General features: G+C 61.2%; 17 protein-coding genes. All 17 read right to left on the bottom strand.

The genetic code is table 11. From position 1 onward, the window contains the following. Positions 1-51: 51 nt before the first annotated feature. The 17 genes from ACM6I0_RS04255 to ACM6I0_RS04175 all read right to left on the bottom strand — a co-directional run bounded on the left by ACM6I0_RS04255 (position 52) and on the right by ACM6I0_RS04175 (position 15,203). Positions 52-411: a DUF6124 family protein gene (locus ACM6I0_RS04255; RefSeq protein WP_285436684.1), complete on the bottom strand. Its 360-nt coding sequence runs from the start codon at positions 409-411 to the stop codon at positions 52-54. Positions 412-1,085: 674 nt separating this feature from the next. After that, the gene (locus ACM6I0_RS04250; RefSeq protein ID WP_285436682.1) at positions 1,086-1,445 is read right to left on the bottom strand and encodes a DUF6124 family protein; all 360 of its coding nucleotides are present in this window, start codon (positions 1,443-1,445) and stop codon (positions 1,086-1,088) included. A gap of 1,408 nt (positions 1,446-2,853) precedes the next feature. After that, positions 2,854-3,720, bottom strand: a complete 867-nt coding sequence (locus ACM6I0_RS04245) for a CsgG/HfaB family protein (RefSeq protein WP_285436704.1) — start codon at positions 3,718-3,720, stop codon at positions 2,854-2,856. Positions 3,721-3,751: 31 nt separating this feature from the next. After that, positions 3,752-4,171, bottom strand: coding sequence for a curli assembly protein CsgF (locus tag ACM6I0_RS04240; protein WP_285436680.1), 420 nt, complete (start codon positions 4,169-4,171; stop codon positions 3,752-3,754). Next, positions 4,168-4,560: a curli production assembly/transport protein CsgE gene (csgE, locus tag ACM6I0_RS04235; RefSeq protein WP_285436679.1), complete on the bottom strand. Its 393-nt coding sequence runs from the start codon at positions 4,558-4,560 to the stop codon at positions 4,168-4,170. The genes ACM6I0_RS04240 and csgE overlap by 4 nt, the downstream gene beginning before the upstream one ends. Beyond that, the gene (locus ACM6I0_RS04230) at positions 4,557-5,096 is read right to left on the bottom strand and encodes a type II secretion system protein (RefSeq protein WP_414921541.1); all 540 of its coding nucleotides are present in this window, start codon (positions 5,094-5,096) and stop codon (positions 4,557-4,559) included. The genes csgE and ACM6I0_RS04230 overlap by 4 nt, the downstream gene beginning before the upstream one ends. Beyond that, a complete protein-coding gene (locus tag ACM6I0_RS04225; protein WP_285436675.1) occupies positions 5,071-5,445 on the bottom strand; it encodes a type II secretion system protein in 375 nt (124 codons plus the stop codon). Before ACM6I0_RS04225 ends, ACM6I0_RS04230 begins: the two co-directional genes overlap by 26 nt. A gap of 3 nt (positions 5,446-5,448) precedes the next feature. Then, positions 5,449-5,922, bottom strand: coding sequence for a type II secretion system protein (locus tag ACM6I0_RS04220; protein WP_285436674.1), 474 nt, complete (start codon positions 5,920-5,922; stop codon positions 5,449-5,451). A gap of 2 nt (positions 5,923-5,924) precedes the next feature. After that, on the bottom strand, positions 5,925-7,760 hold the full coding sequence (locus ACM6I0_RS04215; RefSeq protein ID WP_285436673.1) for a secretin N-terminal domain-containing protein: 1,836 nt from the start codon (positions 7,758-7,760) through the stop codon (positions 5,925-5,927). Then, positions 7,757-8,275, bottom strand: coding sequence for a hypothetical protein (locus ACM6I0_RS04210; protein ID WP_414921540.1), 519 nt, complete (start codon positions 8,273-8,275; stop codon positions 7,757-7,759). Before ACM6I0_RS04210 ends, ACM6I0_RS04215 begins: the two co-directional genes overlap by 4 nt. Beyond that, entirely contained in the window at positions 8,275-8,823 is a 549-nt protein-coding gene (locus ACM6I0_RS04205; protein WP_090182685.1) for a GspMb/PilO family protein, read from the bottom strand. The genes ACM6I0_RS04210 and ACM6I0_RS04205 overlap by 1 nt, the downstream gene beginning before the upstream one ends. Continuing rightward, positions 8,810-9,355 (bottom strand): PilN domain-containing protein, encoded by a 546-nt coding sequence (locus ACM6I0_RS04200; RefSeq protein WP_285436670.1) that lies wholly within the window; start codon positions 9,353-9,355, stop codon positions 8,810-8,812. The genes ACM6I0_RS04205 and ACM6I0_RS04200 overlap by 14 nt, the downstream gene beginning before the upstream one ends. A gap of 1 nt (position 9,356) precedes the next feature. After that, positions 9,357-10,160 (bottom strand): hypothetical protein, encoded by an 804-nt coding sequence (locus tag ACM6I0_RS04195; protein ID WP_222585913.1) that lies wholly within the window; start codon positions 10,158-10,160, stop codon positions 9,357-9,359. Then, positions 10,141-11,847, bottom strand: coding sequence for a GspE/PulE family protein (locus ACM6I0_RS04190; RefSeq protein WP_222585912.1), 1,707 nt, complete (start codon positions 11,845-11,847; stop codon positions 10,141-10,143). Before ACM6I0_RS04190 ends, ACM6I0_RS04195 begins: the two co-directional genes overlap by 20 nt. 84 nt (positions 11,848-11,931) lie before the next feature. Beyond that, the gene (locus tag ACM6I0_RS04185; RefSeq protein WP_285436664.1) at positions 11,932-12,465 is read right to left on the bottom strand and encodes a response regulator; all 534 of its coding nucleotides are present in this window, start codon (positions 12,463-12,465) and stop codon (positions 11,932-11,934) included. Positions 12,466-12,684: 219 nt separating this feature from the next. Beyond that, positions 12,685-13,638 (bottom strand): peptidylprolyl isomerase, encoded by a 954-nt coding sequence (locus ACM6I0_RS04180; RefSeq protein WP_414921539.1) that lies wholly within the window; start codon positions 13,636-13,638, stop codon positions 12,685-12,687. Between the two features lie 14 nt (positions 13,639-13,652). Continuing rightward, positions 13,653-15,203 (bottom strand): ABC transporter substrate-binding protein, encoded by a 1,551-nt coding sequence (locus ACM6I0_RS04175; RefSeq protein WP_414921538.1) that lies wholly within the window; start codon positions 15,201-15,203, stop codon positions 13,653-13,655. Between the last annotated feature and the right edge of the window lie 8 nt (positions 15,204-15,211).

Below are 15,211 nucleotides of genomic sequence, written 5' to 3'. Positions count from 1 at the left end.
CCCACGCAGACGGTTCGACGCCTCGACGTGGGAACGATCAGCCGGGGGGGGTTATGCCTGCGGATCAACCCTGTCCAGCGCCCGGTTCACTGCCAGCTCAGCCAGCATGATGACCTGCTGAATACCCAGCATCGTGTTGCGATGCGGCCATTCCATCATCCCGGCGAAGTCGCTGGCCATGACACTGGCTGAAGCCAGGGATTCGCAAGCGTTAGCCAACAGGGTTTCGGTGTCGATGTCCGGGGCGATCAGGTAAATGGTGCTGGGTTTGCGTGGAGGGATCGAGGCTTTGAGCGGATTGAGATAGTGATCCAGCGCGCGGTCGGCGGCTTCGTTGAGCTTTTTCGGATCGAGGGGATCGTAGGGGGAAACGTCGTTGGTTTCCGGGGGATTGGGGGTGGATTTGAACATGGTGAATCTCCTTTGGAAAATGGCGCCACCAGCACCTGTCGCTAAACAAGTAAGGGTGGCGGCTGCATGCAGGTTAGCGAACCGGTCAAAGGCACCCGGTAGACCCGAAGGTCTCCCGCATACAGCCACCATAACGTCATTGCAGACGTCAAAAGTCTGCAAAAAAGTCTGGAGCATAGATGCACTTTGGATAGCCCGGGTCGCTAAACCCGGCCGCTGAATTCAGCGACCCGGAAACGATAAAGACCAGGCCCAAAGCGCACAAGCCGGCGGATTCTGGCGCAGTCGTAGGCAACGGCGCAAGGATCTGTGGCTTTCAGGAAGTAACGTTAAACACTATTAAACAGCACCCTCGAATCAGCACACCTTCCCTGTGGGAGCGAGCCTGCTCGCGATGGCGGAGTATCAGCCACCATCAATGCTGAATGACACACCGCCATCGCGAGCAGGCTCGCTCCCACAGTTGGATTGGGTACATCTGGGAGAGATTGGTTGGCTGTCAGGCCGCCATCGCTGGCAAGCCAGCTCCCACAGGGGAATGGGGTGCATTGATCGTTCCCACGCTCCGCGTGGTAATGCATCCCGTGACGCTCTGCGTCACCTTCAAGAGCGGAACGCGGAGCGTCCCTGGCGGCATTCCCACGCAGAGCGTGGGAACGATCTGTGGGTGGGGTTTATGCCTGCGGGTCGACGTTATCCAGCGCCCGATTTACCGCCAGCTCGCCCAGCATGATGATCTGCTGAAGGGCCAGCATCGTGTTGCGTTGCGGGCCTTGCAACTGGCCTGCGAAATCACTCGCCATCACACTCGCCGAAGCCAGCGATTCGCAGGCGTTAGCCAACAGGGTTTCGGTGTCGATGTCTGGGGCGATCAGGTAAATGGTGCTGGGTTTGCGTGGAGGGATCGAGGCTTTGAGCGGATTGAGATAGTGATCCAGCGCGCGGTCGGCGGCTTCGTTGAGCTTTTTCGGATCGAGGGGATCGTAGGGGGAAACGTCGTTGGTTTCCGGGGGATTGGGGGTGGATTTGAACATGGTGAATCTCCATTTATACCTGTTGGAACCACCGGCACCTGTCGCTAAACAAGTAAGGGTGGCGGCTGTACGCAGGTTAGCGAACCGAGAGGTATAAGACCCGGCAGACCCGAGGGTCTCCCGCGCACAGCCACCATATCGAAACTGCAGACATGCGCCTGCAATAAAGACGGAGCGTTGTAGCGCTTATACCTGATCAGGTCGCTAAACCCGGCCGCTGAATTCAGCGACCCGGAAACGATAAAGACCAGGCCCAAAGCACACAAGCCGGCGGATTCTGGCGCAGTCGTAGGCAACGGCGCAAGGATCTGTGGCTTTCAGGAAGTAACGTTAAACACCATTAAACATACCCCCTAAAATCACCACACATTACCTGGGGGACTGGGTGCATCTGGAAGAGATTGGTTGGCTGGCAGGCCGCCATCGCGAGCAAGCTCGCTCCCACAGGGGATTGGGTGCATCTGGGAGAGATTGGTCGGCTGTCAGGCCGCCATCGCTGGCAGGCCAGCTCCCACAGTTGGATTGGGTGCATCTGGGAGAGATTGGTTGGCTGTCAGGCCGCCATCGCTGGCAGGCCAGCTCCCATAGTTGGATTGGGTGCATCTGGGAGAGATTGGTTGGCTGGCAGGCCGCCATCGCTGGCAAGCTCGCTCCCACAGGGGATTGGGTGCATCTGGGAGAGATTGGTTGGCTGGCAGGCCGCCATCGCTGGCAAGCCAGCTCCCACAGTTGGATTGGGTGCATCTGAGAGAGATTGGTCGGCTGTCAGGCCGCCATCGTCGAAAGGCCGCCCGCCCTTCACCACTCAACAGGCCGAGCGGTAGCTCGCCTGCAGCTCTTGATTGATCGTTCCCACGCTCCGCGTGGTAATGCATCCCGTGACGCTCTGCGTCACCTTCAAGAGCGGAACGCGGAGCGTCCCTGGCGGCATTCCCACGCAGAGCGTGGGAACGATCACGTCATAAAAAAATCGAGGCGTACCGCCCGCTCCTCACCACTCAACAGGCCGAGCGTTAGCTCGCCTGCAGCTTTTGATCTACCCGCCCCTTCGGCAGGCTGAGTGGAGGCGTTCATCTGGGGGGCAGGCGCGTAGCGCCGTTCGACGAAGTCGAACACATCGAGAGGAGGTCGTCGCGAAGCAGACCGGAGGCGATGCCCCCAGATGAATGCCGGAACGAAGGAACACCGAGCCCCAGCGAGGGGCCGGACGCCGGGGCAAAGACCTTTGCTTCCTTTGGGGCGTTTGCCAAAGGGAGTCGCCGTAAGGGCGAAACCGCCAGCCGCCGTTACCGCAGCAACGGATATGTACACCAAGAACAACATGGTCGGCTATCAGGCCGCCACCGCGAGCAGGCTCACTCCCACAGTTGGACGGGAAGAGCATGGTCGGCCCGAAGGCCGCCACGGCTCACTCATTCTCCCCCTCAGGCACCACCTTGTTCTGAGTCAAATACCGATCCAGCGTCGCATTGTTATCAGGCAAAGAATTATCCCCCGCCACCTGCCACAAATGCCGCTCAATCCCCTGAGCCAAAAGATGCCCCACCGCCGCCTCGATCGCCGACAACACACACAACTGCGCCGGCTCGTTCGTCGTATACCCCACCTCTGCCTCAAGCAACTTCTTGAACTCGATAAACTTGAACACCCCAGCACTACGACCCACCGAATAAATCGTCTTGCTCGTCATCACATTCGCCAACACCTGCCCACTGCGCACATCCACCGCACGAAGATTCACCGACACCTGATCCACCCGATACTCCCGAGAAAGATCAATCCCCAGATACCGCGCCCCTTCCCCGCCACTGCGCACATTAGTGTCATACGCAATGATCCCGCCCTCCAGCATCAGATTCGCCGCCTGCAACGGCGGCAGCTCGCCCTGGATATTCACCGGCGTATTAGGCTTCTTCTGTGAAGCACGAATAATCTTGCGCTCGGTCAACAGGTTCTGCAGCCCCTCCCGCTCCAGCACCACAAACCAGCCACTGGCCTGCAATGCATCCATCAACATGCTCGCCGCCCCCTGAGTCACGCTGGTCGAAAACGAACTGGCCGGGGTCGGTTTGTATTGCCCGGTCTGGTCCCGGAAGCCATACACGACCGCCATCAACCGGCCCTTGGGACGCGGCATGTTGAGCAAATCGTAATAAGTCGACGCCCGAGGTGTCAGGGTCGGAGATTCGGTGTCCTGCTCCGCTGGCATCGTGTCACGCAAACTGCACCCTTGTAATGCCGCCAACATCAGCCCTAGCGCTATTATTTTTTTCATGTCCTTAACTCCCCATCGACCCAAATCCCCATCAAGGGGCCAGGCCATTCACCCGAATTTCCGAAACCTCACCGCTCGCTCGGTCCGTGACTTCAATGGTCAGCGCTCCTGAGTCGTCGACGACGTTGACAATAAAAGCGTCGGTGGACAGGCTCCCGGTGTTGCCCGTGGAGATGTTGTCCAGCAGTTGCCCCAGCAACCGCGATTGCAACTGACTGGTGAAGCGTTCCAGTGCCGAAGTCCCGGGCACCGTTGTGCGCTTCTTCAGGTCTGGATCGTCAAAATCGTTTTGCGCCTGAGCGTTGTTGAGCAGCCAGGTGCCGTTCAACGGGTTGCCGCCGAACGAGGGGTTGATGGGCGTGTAGACCAGCTCCGTGGCCTGGACCAGAGCATGAGTTCCGAGCCCGAGCAGTAAGCCTGAGGTGCACTGCAAGAACGTTTTCATTTTCATAATTCGTCCCTCTCAAGGTCCGTCGTGTCCTGCAACAAGGTTTCCAGCTTGCGCTGCACAATCTGCCCGCGAACCCAGTCAGCGGCGTCATAAGCCTCATCCTTGAGTTCCACGGTGTTCGGCGGCAGGAAGCGCCGATAAACCAGTCGCTGCTGATATTCCACGGTCACCAGGCTGCCCCAGCGCGCCGAAGGCCGTTCGCGCACCACCAGGTTGAAATCCATCGGGCTGGTAGCGCGCAAGCGTTCACTGAACGAGTAATAAAAGTCGTGGCCGATGTGCGAGATCGTGTCATCGATGATAAAACCCAGCATCTCGTCCTCCTCAGCGGCGCTGGCGAGCGTCGCCACCCACGCCAGGACCAGGGCCGCCAGCCATTGCCGGTTCATGGCGACAGCGCCTGAGGCAAGGTGGACTGGCTTTTCGCCGGGCCGGAGGCGCCGTCGAGGAAGGCTTTCTCGGCGACAAACTGCCAGTCCGTGTAGCTCGCCATGCCGGTGAAGTCCGACCACTGGCTGGGGAAATCCGTCTGCTTGAGCGGCAAGTCCGTGGACGGGCTGTTGAGGCCGGTGATGCGTCCGTCGAAGCCGCGCATCAGGACCCATTCCCCGCCGCCGATCGGGTCCGGGTAGAGCTGGCGAAGATGGTGTTTGGGGGTCGGAAAACGCTCGTCCTCCAACAGGTCTTCCAGTTTTTTGGGGTACTGCGCCAGCCCCGGCGAACTGCGGTAGTAACTGCGCAACGCCTGGGCATATTGAGTGCCGACCCACAGCAACTGACGTTCGCGATCCCGGCGCGCGGCGGTCGCCCACAACTCACCGGCACTGGCCAGGCCCATGCCCATCAACATGATCAGAAACAGCACGCCCAGGTAGGTGAACCCGGCCTCGTCAGAACGCTTACCACTCGGAGTAAAGGCTGCCATCGCGCGCCCTCCCTGTGGCACCGCTTTTGATATCGGCCACCCCGCCCGCCACGCCGTCAGGTGGCGCGACCAGCACCCAGGTGTCCTTGCGTTCGGCAATCGGGTCCATCGGCGGGTTGCGCAGGTAACGCTGCTCCACCAGTTGTTCCAGGGAATCGGGGTAGCGCCCGGTGTCGCCGTAGTAGTGATCCAGGGCTTCGCGCATGGCTGACAGGCTCTGGCGCAGCGTGGTTTCCTTGGAGGCCTCGAGGCTGTTGAAATAGCGCGGCAGGGCAATGGTCATCAAGGTTGCGATGATTGCCATGACCACCATCAGTTCCAGCAGGGTAAAACCCTTTTGCCGACGCATGATTCACCACTCCCGGTAGGCGATGCCGTTGAGACCCTTACCGCGCGCATGGGAGTAAACGTCGAAGACATCTTCCCCATCACGCGGGTTTTGAGCCGTGCTGTCGTAGGAGCGCAAGCCCCAGCCACCGTCGTCATCACGCTTGACAGGTGTCAGCGGGTCATGCGGCAAGCGCCGTAGAAAGTAGAACTTGGCGCCCTTGGCGCTGCGCACATCACGCACACCTTCGACCAGCACTTTCAGGTTCGGCGGATAGCCGCTGCTTTCCAGCGACTTCTCGATGTAGCCGGCGTCGTAGGCGCGTTTGTAGGCATCGATGGCGTCGCGGATCTGGTACAGCGCCGTGCGCAATTCCTGCTCTTTGCCCCGGCGTACCACGGTCTCGGTCAGCGGCGCGGCCATACCGGCCAGCAGGCCGATCAGGGCCAGCGTCACCACGACTTCAATCAGGGTAAAACCACGTTGCGAGGCGTTCATGATCAGCGTTTCTCAACGACGACAGTGGTAGTGGCCGAAGCCACCGGCCGATCGATGTGTTCATTCTGGATCGGTGTTTCCATCCGGCGGTCCGGCGCCTGGATGTGCATGCTGGTTTCAGTGCCGGTGGTGAACTCCATGTCCGACGGGCTCTGGTACGGCAGGTTGCGCACCACGCGCGGCGTGATCGACAGCACCAGTTCGGACTTGCCGACGGTGTCCTTGTTGCTGCCGAACAGACGGCCCAGGCCAGGGATGTCGCCAAGGCCGGGGATCTTGTTGCCCGTGGCGCCGTGGTCGTTGCGCATCAGGCCGGCGAGGATCTGGGTTTCGCCGTCATGCAGGCGCAGCGTGGTCTGGGCATTGCGAGTGTCGACCTGAACCGGAATCGTGCCCTGGCGGGTCGGTTCCAGCGGCGTGGCGTTACTGACTTCGAGGGCGATCTTGATCGCCACTTCGTTGTTCAGGTGCACAGTCGGCTGCACTTCCAGTTTCAGACCGACGTCCAGGTAGGTAACGCTTTCGGTGATGACCGGGCCCTGGGTCGAAGGCACCGAGGTGGCGCTGATGATCGGCACACGCTGACCGATGTGGATGCGCGCCTGCTCGCGGTTGCTGACGCGAATGACCGGGCTGGCCAGGGTGTTGATGTCGTTGTCCTGAGCGTTGATCTTGGCCTGGGGCGACGGCGAAATAGTGATCCGGCTGGAGTTGATGCCTTTGAGTTGATCGAGCAGCGTCACGGCCGAGCCGTCGCTGTTGACCACGCCGAAGGTGCTTGGCCATTGCAAACCGAGGTCGAGAATCCGTTGCGTGGCGACTTCCATCACCTCCACTTCCAGTACCACTTCGGGGTTGGACTGGTCCTGTGATTGCAGGAGTTTTTCGGCCATGCGCACCGCGTCTTCGGTGTCGCGCATGGTCAGTGTGTTGAGGCGTTCATCGACGAATACATCGCGGGTCTTGAGCATGGTCTTGATCATGTTCAACGCGGTGTTGGCGTCGATGCTGGTCAGGTAGAACGTGCGCATCACCAGCTCTTGATAGTCCTTGAGCTTTTGCGGCGAGTCGGGGTAGATCAGCAAGGTGTTTTCATTCACCACTTTCTGATGCAGCTGGTTCTGTTGCAGCAGCAGCTCGACGGCGTCTTCGATGCGCACGTCACGCACGAAGATGGTGGCTTTCATGTCGGGGCGCAGGTCCTTGTCGAAGATGAAATTCAAACCGGCGACCTGGGACAGCACTTCGAAGATGGTTTTGAGGTTGGCGTCGCGAAACTCCAGGGTCACCGGCCGGTCCAGGCGAGTGCGCAGTTGTGGATACGGAATCACATTGCGGCTTTGCACCAGGTGGATATTGCCTTGCAACTCCAGGGCGCCTTCATTCGTGGGGTCCAGTTCGAGGATCTGTTTGACCTGGCGGTCGGCACCGTAGATGTCGCCGCGACGCAGGTCGCCGCGGGCCAGTTCGAGTTTGTCGTCCAGGCTGCGCATGTGCTCCAGCTGACGCAGGCCATCCTGGGCCCGGCGGTTGTTCGGCTCCAGGGTCAAGACCCGGCCATAGGTCAGGCGGGCAGAGGCGAAATCACGCTGGGAGCGGTCCATTTCGGCCTGGGTCAACAACGCCGTCACCGCGCGGGCACGGCCGCTGGTCAGGGCCAGGTGCAGCTCGGTGTCGCGAGGGTTTTCCTTGAGCCCTTCCTGGATACGCGCCAGGCCGGCTTCGTACTGACCCGACTCCATCAAATCGGTCCCTTCCTTCTTGGCGACCTGCGCCGAGCTGCATGCTGCCAGCCCCGCACATAGGCAAAGGTTTATCAGCAAACGGGATCTGTTCATTGCGTGCTCCCCACAGACAAGGTCTGGGCCAAATGCAGAGGCAGGTAGACAAAGCGGAGTTCCACATCGGAAATCCCCTCGATCCGCCAGGTGTCGTCGATCACATCCCCTTTGCGTACGACGTATATTTTTTCGCCGTTCTGCAAGAACACTTGCAGGTCGGCACGATCATCAAGCTTGCCGATGAACTGGAAAGGCATCGGCGGCGCACTGGGGACTTGCACCACCGGGGTCTGGTTAACAAGTTGTTCGTTGACGCTGGCCAGTGTCGGTGCCGCTTTCCAACTGCGGGCGGCGAACAGGTCGCCGGACGGGCTCAGGTCGTTGATCACGGTCGGTTTGTCACTGGCCGTGGTGCCCGGCAACGTGCCACGGGTTTTGCTTTTAGCCGGCGTTACGGTGGTCGCGACCGCCGCATCGCCTTGCTCTGAGGGCATGAAGTAATCAGGCCCCCAGGTCAGCGCCGCCGATACGCCGAAGAACGCCACCCAACCCACTATGCGTTTGGTATTCATCATGACCTCGACAGGTAAAGGGTCATGCGGATCCGCCCGGTCAGGTCGGTGTCGGCGATTTTTTTACGCTGGAACTCCACATCCTCCACCACCACGGCCGGCAACTGGCCGAGCAAGGCATGCAGGAAGCGCCGCAGTTGCGGGTAGCTGCCACGCACCGGCAGCAGAATCTGATAACGCGCCAGGTGCGTCTTGGGGTCGACGCCCAGCGAATATTCACCCCGGGCCAGGGTGATGTGCTCCTGAGCCGCCAGCGCGTAGATCTTGTCGATGGCCACGGTGGCTTGTGGCTGCGACGGCAACTTGCTGCGGAAGTCATCGAGCTGACGTTGCGGCACCACCGGGGCGGCGACGCTGCCGTCCTCGACCTTGGCCAGGTACTCACCGGCTTCGCGGGTCTGCTGGGTGAGGGTTTGCAACGAACTCCAGTCAGGCATCAGGCCACCCAAGGCCCAGACCAGTGCCAGCAACAGCATCGCCAACCCGGCCACGCCGGGCACACCCAGGCCTTGCAGGTATTCGTGGACGATCAATCTAGAGATTCGCATCGCCGATCTCCCAGTTAGCCGACAGGTTGAACAACACCGGTTGTTCAGGGGACTTCACGACAATTTCATGGCTGAGCAGCGACACATCCGACAGCTCATCGCTGGCTTCCAGGCGACGGTGGAAGTCGAGCATCGCTTCCAGGTCGCGCGCTTCGGCGCTGATGCGCACCTGACCTTTGCGGGCATCCGGGGTCAGGCTCAGCAAGGCAATGTTGTCGCGTGGCATGGCTTCGAGCATGGCGAACAGGCGTTCCCAAGGCCGGCGCAGTTGCTGCGAAACTTTGCGCATCTCCGCCAGGTTCTGCGCCTGCTCACGGGTTTCAGCCGGGGTCAGGGTGGAAGTGGCTCCGGTGTCGCCGGTGAGGACGCGTTGGGCGTGTTGCAAATGGCCCTGCTGTTGCGAGGCCTGTTCGGTGACATGCTGTTGCGCGATGAAGCAGGTCATCACCAACACCACGCCGCCGGCCAGCAGGCTCCAGCCCAATGGGCCCGAGCGGCGGCGCGGCTGAAAGTCGAGCGTCAGGGCGCGCATGTCAGGCCACCGCCCGGGACATGACGTACAAACTATCGCGTACGCCAGTCCGGTCCTCTTCGAGGGTGCGCAGGTGCACACCGGGTACGTCAGGCTGCACGTCAATGCGAGCTGGCGCGTGCAGGTAGATGTTCAGCGGCCGCTCGCTGGTGGACGCTTGCAACTGGCTTTCACGGCCGATCAATGCGCTCAGCGCGGCATCGCTGTCGTTGCTGCCGACCGAGCGCACCGAGGTCCAGCGCCCTTCCCTCGCCAGCAGCAAAACACTGCGCACCGGCTCAGCCACCACGAACAGGAAGTCACCGGCATCGAGGCTTTTATCGAAGTGATTGAACGCCGCCATCAGGTACGGTTGCACCGACCGCAGACGCAGGCCACGCCCGCTGACCAGGCTGCGCAGGCGCGCCAGCAAGTCTTCGGGCAACGCGGTAGCGATCCGGTCGTAACCCGCAGGCTCAGCCGACAGCACCATGCTCCAGGGTTGCGTCGGTGCGCCGTAGAGGTCTTCGAAACACAGCTGGGCAAACCCGAGCAATTCGTCGGGGCTGCTGATCTGTTCGCTCCAGGGCACCAGGCAGAAGCGGCTGAAGTGACCGGAGATCACCACGCTCAATTCGGCACCGGCGGGGGCGTGTTCGCCCAGCAAGCGGTCAAGGGTTTCGAGGGCGACGGCCCAGGCATGGAAGCCTTCGTCGATAAAGCCGACGCTGCCCAGCCACAGGGTTTCACTGCCCTTGCGCTGACCGAGGCCGACACCACTGGCGCCGAGCACGGCGACATAACGATCACGAGACAAAAGTGACACGATTGATCTCCTCGAGCGTGGTCCGCCCCTCTGCAACCAGTTCCAGCGCCGACTCGCGCAGCAGGCGCAAGCCACGTTTGCACGCGTGTGCCTTGATTTTCGAAATGGGTTGGCGCTCGACGATCATCTGCCGCAGCTCATCGTCCAGGTGCAGCAGCTCGGCAATTGCGGTACGTCCGCGATAGCCGGTGCCACGGCAATGACCGCAGCCTTTGCCATGGACGAAGTGAAAATGGTCGACGTTTTGCGGGTCGAGGCCGGATTGCCGCAGCTCTTCATCGCTCGGATTGCTCGGCGCGCTGCAACTGCTGCAGACCAGCCGGATCAGCCGTTGGGCCAGCACGGCGTTGAGGGCCGAGACGAGGCTATAGGGGTCGATTTCCATCTGGGTGAACCGGCCAATCACATCGAACACGTTGTTGGCGTGAATGGTGGTGAACACCAGGTGCCCGGTCAGTGCCGACTGCACGGCGATCTGCGCCGTATCGGGGTCACGGATTTCACCGACCATGATCTTGTCCGGGTCATGGCGCAGGATCGAGCGCAGGCCTCGAGCGAACGTCAGGCCTTTCTTTTCATTGACCGGAATTTGCAGAACGCCCGGCAGTTGGTATTCCACCGGGTCTTCGATGGTGATGATCTTGTCCACGCCGTGGTTGATCTCGGTGATCATCGCGTACAGCGTGGTGGTCTTGCCGCTGCCGGTCGGGCCGGTCACCAGCACCATGCCGTAGGGTTCGGCCGCGAGCCGGCGCAGCGCACGCAGGGTTTCTTCTTCAAAGCCCAAGGCCTGCAATTGCACGCCACTGACCTTGTCTGCCAGGTCCTGTTTGTCGAGGACCCGCAACACTGCGTCTTCGCCAAAAATGCTCGGCATGATCGACACCCGAAAGTCGATCTGCCGACCGCTGATGCCGATCTTGAAGCGACCGTCCTGAGGCACGCGTTTTTCGCCGATGTCGAGTTCGGCCATGACCTTGACCCGGGAAATCACCTGCTCGGCGAACTCGCTGCCCTGGATCTTGCTGATGTTGTTAAGCACGCCATCGATCCGGTACTTGATCACCAGGCCGCTGCCGGTGGTGCCCAGGTGGATATCGCTGGCGTGCATTTTCAGCGCGTCGTACAGGGTCGAGTTGACCAGTTTGACGACGACGCTGGCGTCTTCGCTGATGCTGGTCAGGGACAGGCTTTGCAGGGTATCGGTTTCGACGCTGGCGTCGGCCTGGGCGTTGAGCGATTCCACTGCGTGGAAGCTCTCTTCATGGCGAGCCAGATAGGCTTTGAGGTCGTCGGCATGCACCAGGTACAGCGGCGCACCGTGCAGGCAGTCATCGATCCAGGCCAGACGTGTGGTATCGAAGGGGTCGGCAAATACGCCGATGACGGCATCGTCGTGACGCAGCAGGATAAATTCGCGCTTGAGGCATTGGGCCAGGGTGACCCGGTCGAACACCGGGGTGGCCTTGAACAGCGTGTCGGTGTCGAGCACCGGATAATGCAGGGTTGCGCCCAAGCACTGGATGAAGGGCATGGGGGCCAGTTCGCACAGCACCCCGAGGGCTTCCAGCACCCGTTCCCCAGAACTGGTTGCCCTGGCCCGGGCCTGGGCCAGTTGTTCACTGGTAAAACGGGACGGTACACATTCCAACAGCGCCGGTTCTACGGCAAGGGATAGACGGTCCATGGCTTGCTCTCCAACGCCGGGGGCTTTGAGCCCTGTCGACGCGGCGAGCAATTTCGGTATAGGCCGGAACCGCTTGTCGCGCCACTACTCCCCGGTGAGCAATTGTTCGTCGTCTGGTGCCATGGAGGTCGATGAGCTTCGTCGACGATCCGCCAGCACCCAACTGCCGTCGTACAACTGCAGCGGGAAAATCTCGGTCCTGCTCTGGCGTCGTTCGACGAATCCCTCGGATTGGCTTGCGCCTGCCCGGCGTTCGCGCTGCATCCCTAAAAGGTCACAGACTGCTCGGGCCAATTCCGCCATCGGAAACGGTTTGAACAGGATATGGCTGACTCCCAGTTCCCGGGCCCGCTCACAGACTTCAGCGGTGGGGTGCCCGGTAATCAGCACAAAATGGCACTTCCTGTTCTGGCGGACGGCATCGAGTACCTGAAAGCCTTCCATATCGGGCAAGCGGTAATCGAACACCATCACATCGGGTTCAAAACGTTCGGCTTCGCCGATTGCTTCGTAACCGCTGTGCGCTATCCGGACGTTCAACGCTTGCGCCTGCAGGTAATCCTGGAGGTTTTGTGCAAGAAGCTGTTCGTCTTCAACAACCAGTACTTTGTTTAACAAGGTGGACTCCTTGAAACCGCAGGTCCGATATTCGTGCCTGGGAGTACGCGCCTTGATTAGGCTAACGCACACTTCATGCCAGGCTGAGCGCCGGTTTTCGACCGATACAACTTATTGATTTTCATGGGAAAAACTTTTATCTCAGGAACTCCATCCCCCAAAGGCGGGGAAGCACTCGGAATTGCCCCTGAAGCTTTCCCCACATGTGGGGGGAAACCTTCAATCATCGTCAATCCGCTCGATTCGATTGCTCGATCGAAGCGTCGCCAACACCTGGAGACGAGCCTGAGCGCTTTGCTGTCGGGCAAGGTAAGCCCGAACCATTTCAAGCCCCTGAACTTCTGAGACATCGGCCGCCTCCTGGTGGTTCTGTAGGTAAATCAAATGCCAGCCCAACGGCGTACGCACCGGTGCGCTGACCTCGCCGGGGGCCAGGGCAAACGCTGCGGCGTCAAACGCCGGCATCATGCGCCCTCGAGGAAAATAGCCCAGATCCCCGCCGACGGTAGCCGTCGCGTCTTCGGAGCCGGTCCGGGCCACACTGGCAAAGTCCTCGCCCTGAGTGACTTTCACACGCATCTCTTCTAAGCGTAGCCGGGCGGCTTCAACTGTGGCGGCATCGGCCCCCTGAGGCACCTTGATCAAAATGTGCCGCGCCTGGATCTGTTCCGGGCGGCTCATTTCGGCGCGATGTTCCTCAAAGAAAGCGCGCACCTGCTGCTCATCCGGCTCCGCCACCCGGACCAGATCGGCAAACACTTGCTGCGCGGCCAGCTCGCGACGGGTGTACTCGGTAAAACCGGCCTCGTCGAAACCGGCATCGGCTAGACGGCGGGTAAACACCTCGGCACCGCCGATGGCCTGGCGGGTCTGGTCGATCTGGTTTTTCACCACCTCGTCACTGATCACCACTCCGCGCTTGAGCGCTTCCTGCCACAGCAACTCCTTGTCGATCAGGGCATCCAGGGCTTTCTGGCGCAATTGCTTGTATGCCTTGGGACTGCGAATGCTGGCCACTGCCCGCCCCTGGTCCTCCAGGAATTCGGCGAAATAGCGCTCCAGGCGGAACTCGGAAATTTCCTCGCCATTGACCCGCGCGGCAGCCGGACCGTTATTGCACAACGCCACGGGGGCCCACATTGTGAGCAGGATCAACAGAGTCTTGAGTTTCATTGTCAGGCCTCCGATCAGGGTGTCGCGGCAATGGGTTTGTAAGGGGCCACCAGATAAAAGCGCTGGTCGGGCAAATCGACGGTGACGATATGGGCACCGTTCAAGCCCAGTCGGCGCCCCGGTCCGAAGCTGATCAGCGGGGTCAGCCCGGTGTCGAAATCGTGCAAGCCTTCCAGGGCATTGATCAGCTTCTCGCGGCTGGCGTCGCGCCCGGCCTGCTTCATGCCTTCACTCAACAGCAGCATCGAACTGTAGGCGCCGACTTGCAGCACCGCGTGCTCACCGCCGAGCCCCTGGTGTTCGCGCAACTGCGTCAACGCCAGGCGTCCGGCCAGCGTCCAGTCACTGGGCACGAACGGATATGCCAGAAACACCCGTCGGGAAAAATCACGGGGCACCTGAAACAGATCTCCAGCGACCTGATTCGACGCCGCGAACAAGTACGGCACCTGCCCCGCCGTCTGCAAGCGCTCGGCCAGTTGACTGAAACCGCCGCTGCTGCCCAGGTAGAACACCGAGCGCGAGCCCAGCGGCAGTTCGTCCTGCGCGGAGTTGTAGGGTTGCAGCCGCACTTGCTGCCAGGCGTGGTCTTGCAGGTATTGATAGAGGGTCTGCGCCGCCAGGCGTTGGCTCGGCTCGTCCGGGTAGGTGATCAGCGTCGGCCCCTGCAGCACGCGCAAACTGCTGGTGGCGTAGTCGGCCAGGGCGAACAGTTGCTCGCGCAAGCCCGGCAGCGGTTCGAAAATCTGCCGACTGGCCTGGGGCGTGCCCTGCAGCGAGAGCGGTCCGATCAGTGGAACCCCGGCGCTTTCCAGACGCTCGACCAGTTCCGTGTCGAGCGCCGGCGCCAGTGGCGCAATCAGGGCGAACACCTGTTCCTGCCCGATCAAGCGCTCCAGCGCCTGCTCGGCACTGGCACGATCGGGCCCTGGGTCGAGGATGGTCAGGCGCAATTGCCGGCCATGAATCCCCCCCGCCTCATTGATCCGTGCCACGCATCCCCTGAGCACCGCCGCCACCGTGGCGCCCTCTTCACTCAACGGCCCCTGGCGCGGCAACAAGGTACCCAGGTGCAAGCTGTCGGCGCTCAGGCCGGGATCGCGGTCATCGGCCACACGCTTGAGGTAAGCCATGAGGTTGCGCTGATCATTCATCGACAGCACGAACCGCGGCATGGCCGGGTCCAGTCGATTGTTGGCCGAGTCACGCCCCTCCTGGATGGCACGGGCCAATGTACCCTCGGTGTAGGCCGGGTAATCGCGGCCATTGACCTGTTGCTGACCGTAACTGCTGGAAAGACGCGACCAACTGATGTCCGGTGGCCTGACCCCGCCCTCGGGCCGCCCCTGACCGTCGGCGCCATGACAATTGGCGCACGGCAGGCTGGTGGCGGGCAGCAGCATATCCGCCGCACCGACCCTGGCCATGATCGGCTCACCGCTCGCCGACACCCCTTCGCGGTACAGCCGTTTACCGGCGCTTTCGCTGGGGCTCAGCGGCAACGCATGGGCGGCAAGGCTGATGCCGCCAAGGAGGAGCAGGCCGAGGACGAGGGACGTTTTCATGGCCCGGA

The sequence above is a fragment of the Pseudomonas sp. IT-P294 genome (genome assembly GCF_949767865.1).
Lineage (GTDB): Bacteria > Pseudomonadota > Gammaproteobacteria > Pseudomonadales > Pseudomonadaceae > Aquipseudomonas.
The sequence above is the reverse complement of the archived record's forward strand: the minus strand, read 5'-3'. Positions and strand labels throughout refer to the sequence as shown.

Coding starts and splice junctions, on each gene's coding strand:
- ACM6I0_RS04255 (WP_285436684.1), bottom strand. CDS start 411: ATGTTCAAATCCACCCCCAATCCCCCGGAAACCAACGACGTTTCCCCC.
- ACM6I0_RS04250 (WP_285436682.1), bottom strand. CDS start 1,445: ATGTTCAAATCCACCCCCAATCCCCCGGAAACCAACGACGTTTCCCCC.
- ACM6I0_RS04245 (WP_285436704.1), bottom strand. CDS start 3,720: ATGAAAAAAATAATAGCGCTAGGGCTGATGTTGGCGGCATTACAAGGG.
- ACM6I0_RS04240 (WP_285436680.1), bottom strand. CDS start 4,171: ATGAAAATGAAAACGTTCTTGCAGTGCACCTCAGGCTTACTGCTCGGG.
- csgE (WP_285436679.1), bottom strand. CDS start 4,560: ATGAACCGGCAATGGCTGGCGGCCCTGGTCCTGGCGTGGGTGGCGACG.
- ACM6I0_RS04230 (WP_414921541.1), bottom strand. CDS start 5,096: ATGGCAGCCTTTACTCCGAGTGGTAAGCGTTCTGACGAGGCCGGGTTC.
- ACM6I0_RS04225 (WP_285436675.1), bottom strand. CDS start 5,445: ATGCGTCGGCAAAAGGGTTTTACCCTGCTGGAACTGATGGTGGTCATG.
- ACM6I0_RS04220 (WP_285436674.1), bottom strand. CDS start 5,922: ATGAACGCCTCGCAACGTGGTTTTACCCTGATTGAAGTCGTGGTGACG.
- ACM6I0_RS04215 (WP_285436673.1), bottom strand. CDS start 7,760: ATGAACAGATCCCGTTTGCTGATAAACCTTTGCCTATGTGCGGGGCTG.
- ACM6I0_RS04210 (WP_414921540.1), bottom strand. CDS start 8,275: ATGAATACCAAACGCATAGTGGGTTGGGTGGCGTTCTTCGGCGTATCG.
- ACM6I0_RS04205 (WP_090182685.1), bottom strand. CDS start 8,823: ATGCGAATCTCTAGATTGATCGTCCACGAATACCTGCAAGGCCTGGGT.
- ACM6I0_RS04200 (WP_285436670.1), bottom strand. CDS start 9,355: ATGCGCGCCCTGACGCTCGACTTTCAGCCGCGCCGCCGCTCGGGCCCA.
- ACM6I0_RS04190 (WP_222585912.1), bottom strand. CDS start 11,847: ATGGACCGTCTATCCCTTGCCGTAGAACCGGCGCTGTTGGAATGTGTA.
- ACM6I0_RS04180 (WP_414921539.1), bottom strand. CDS start 13,638: ATGAAACTCAAGACTCTGTTGATCCTGCTCACAATGTGGGCCCCCGTG.
- ACM6I0_RS04175 (WP_414921538.1), bottom strand. CDS start 15,203: ATGAAAACGTCCCTCGTCCTCGGCCTGCTCCTCCTTGGCGGCATCAGC.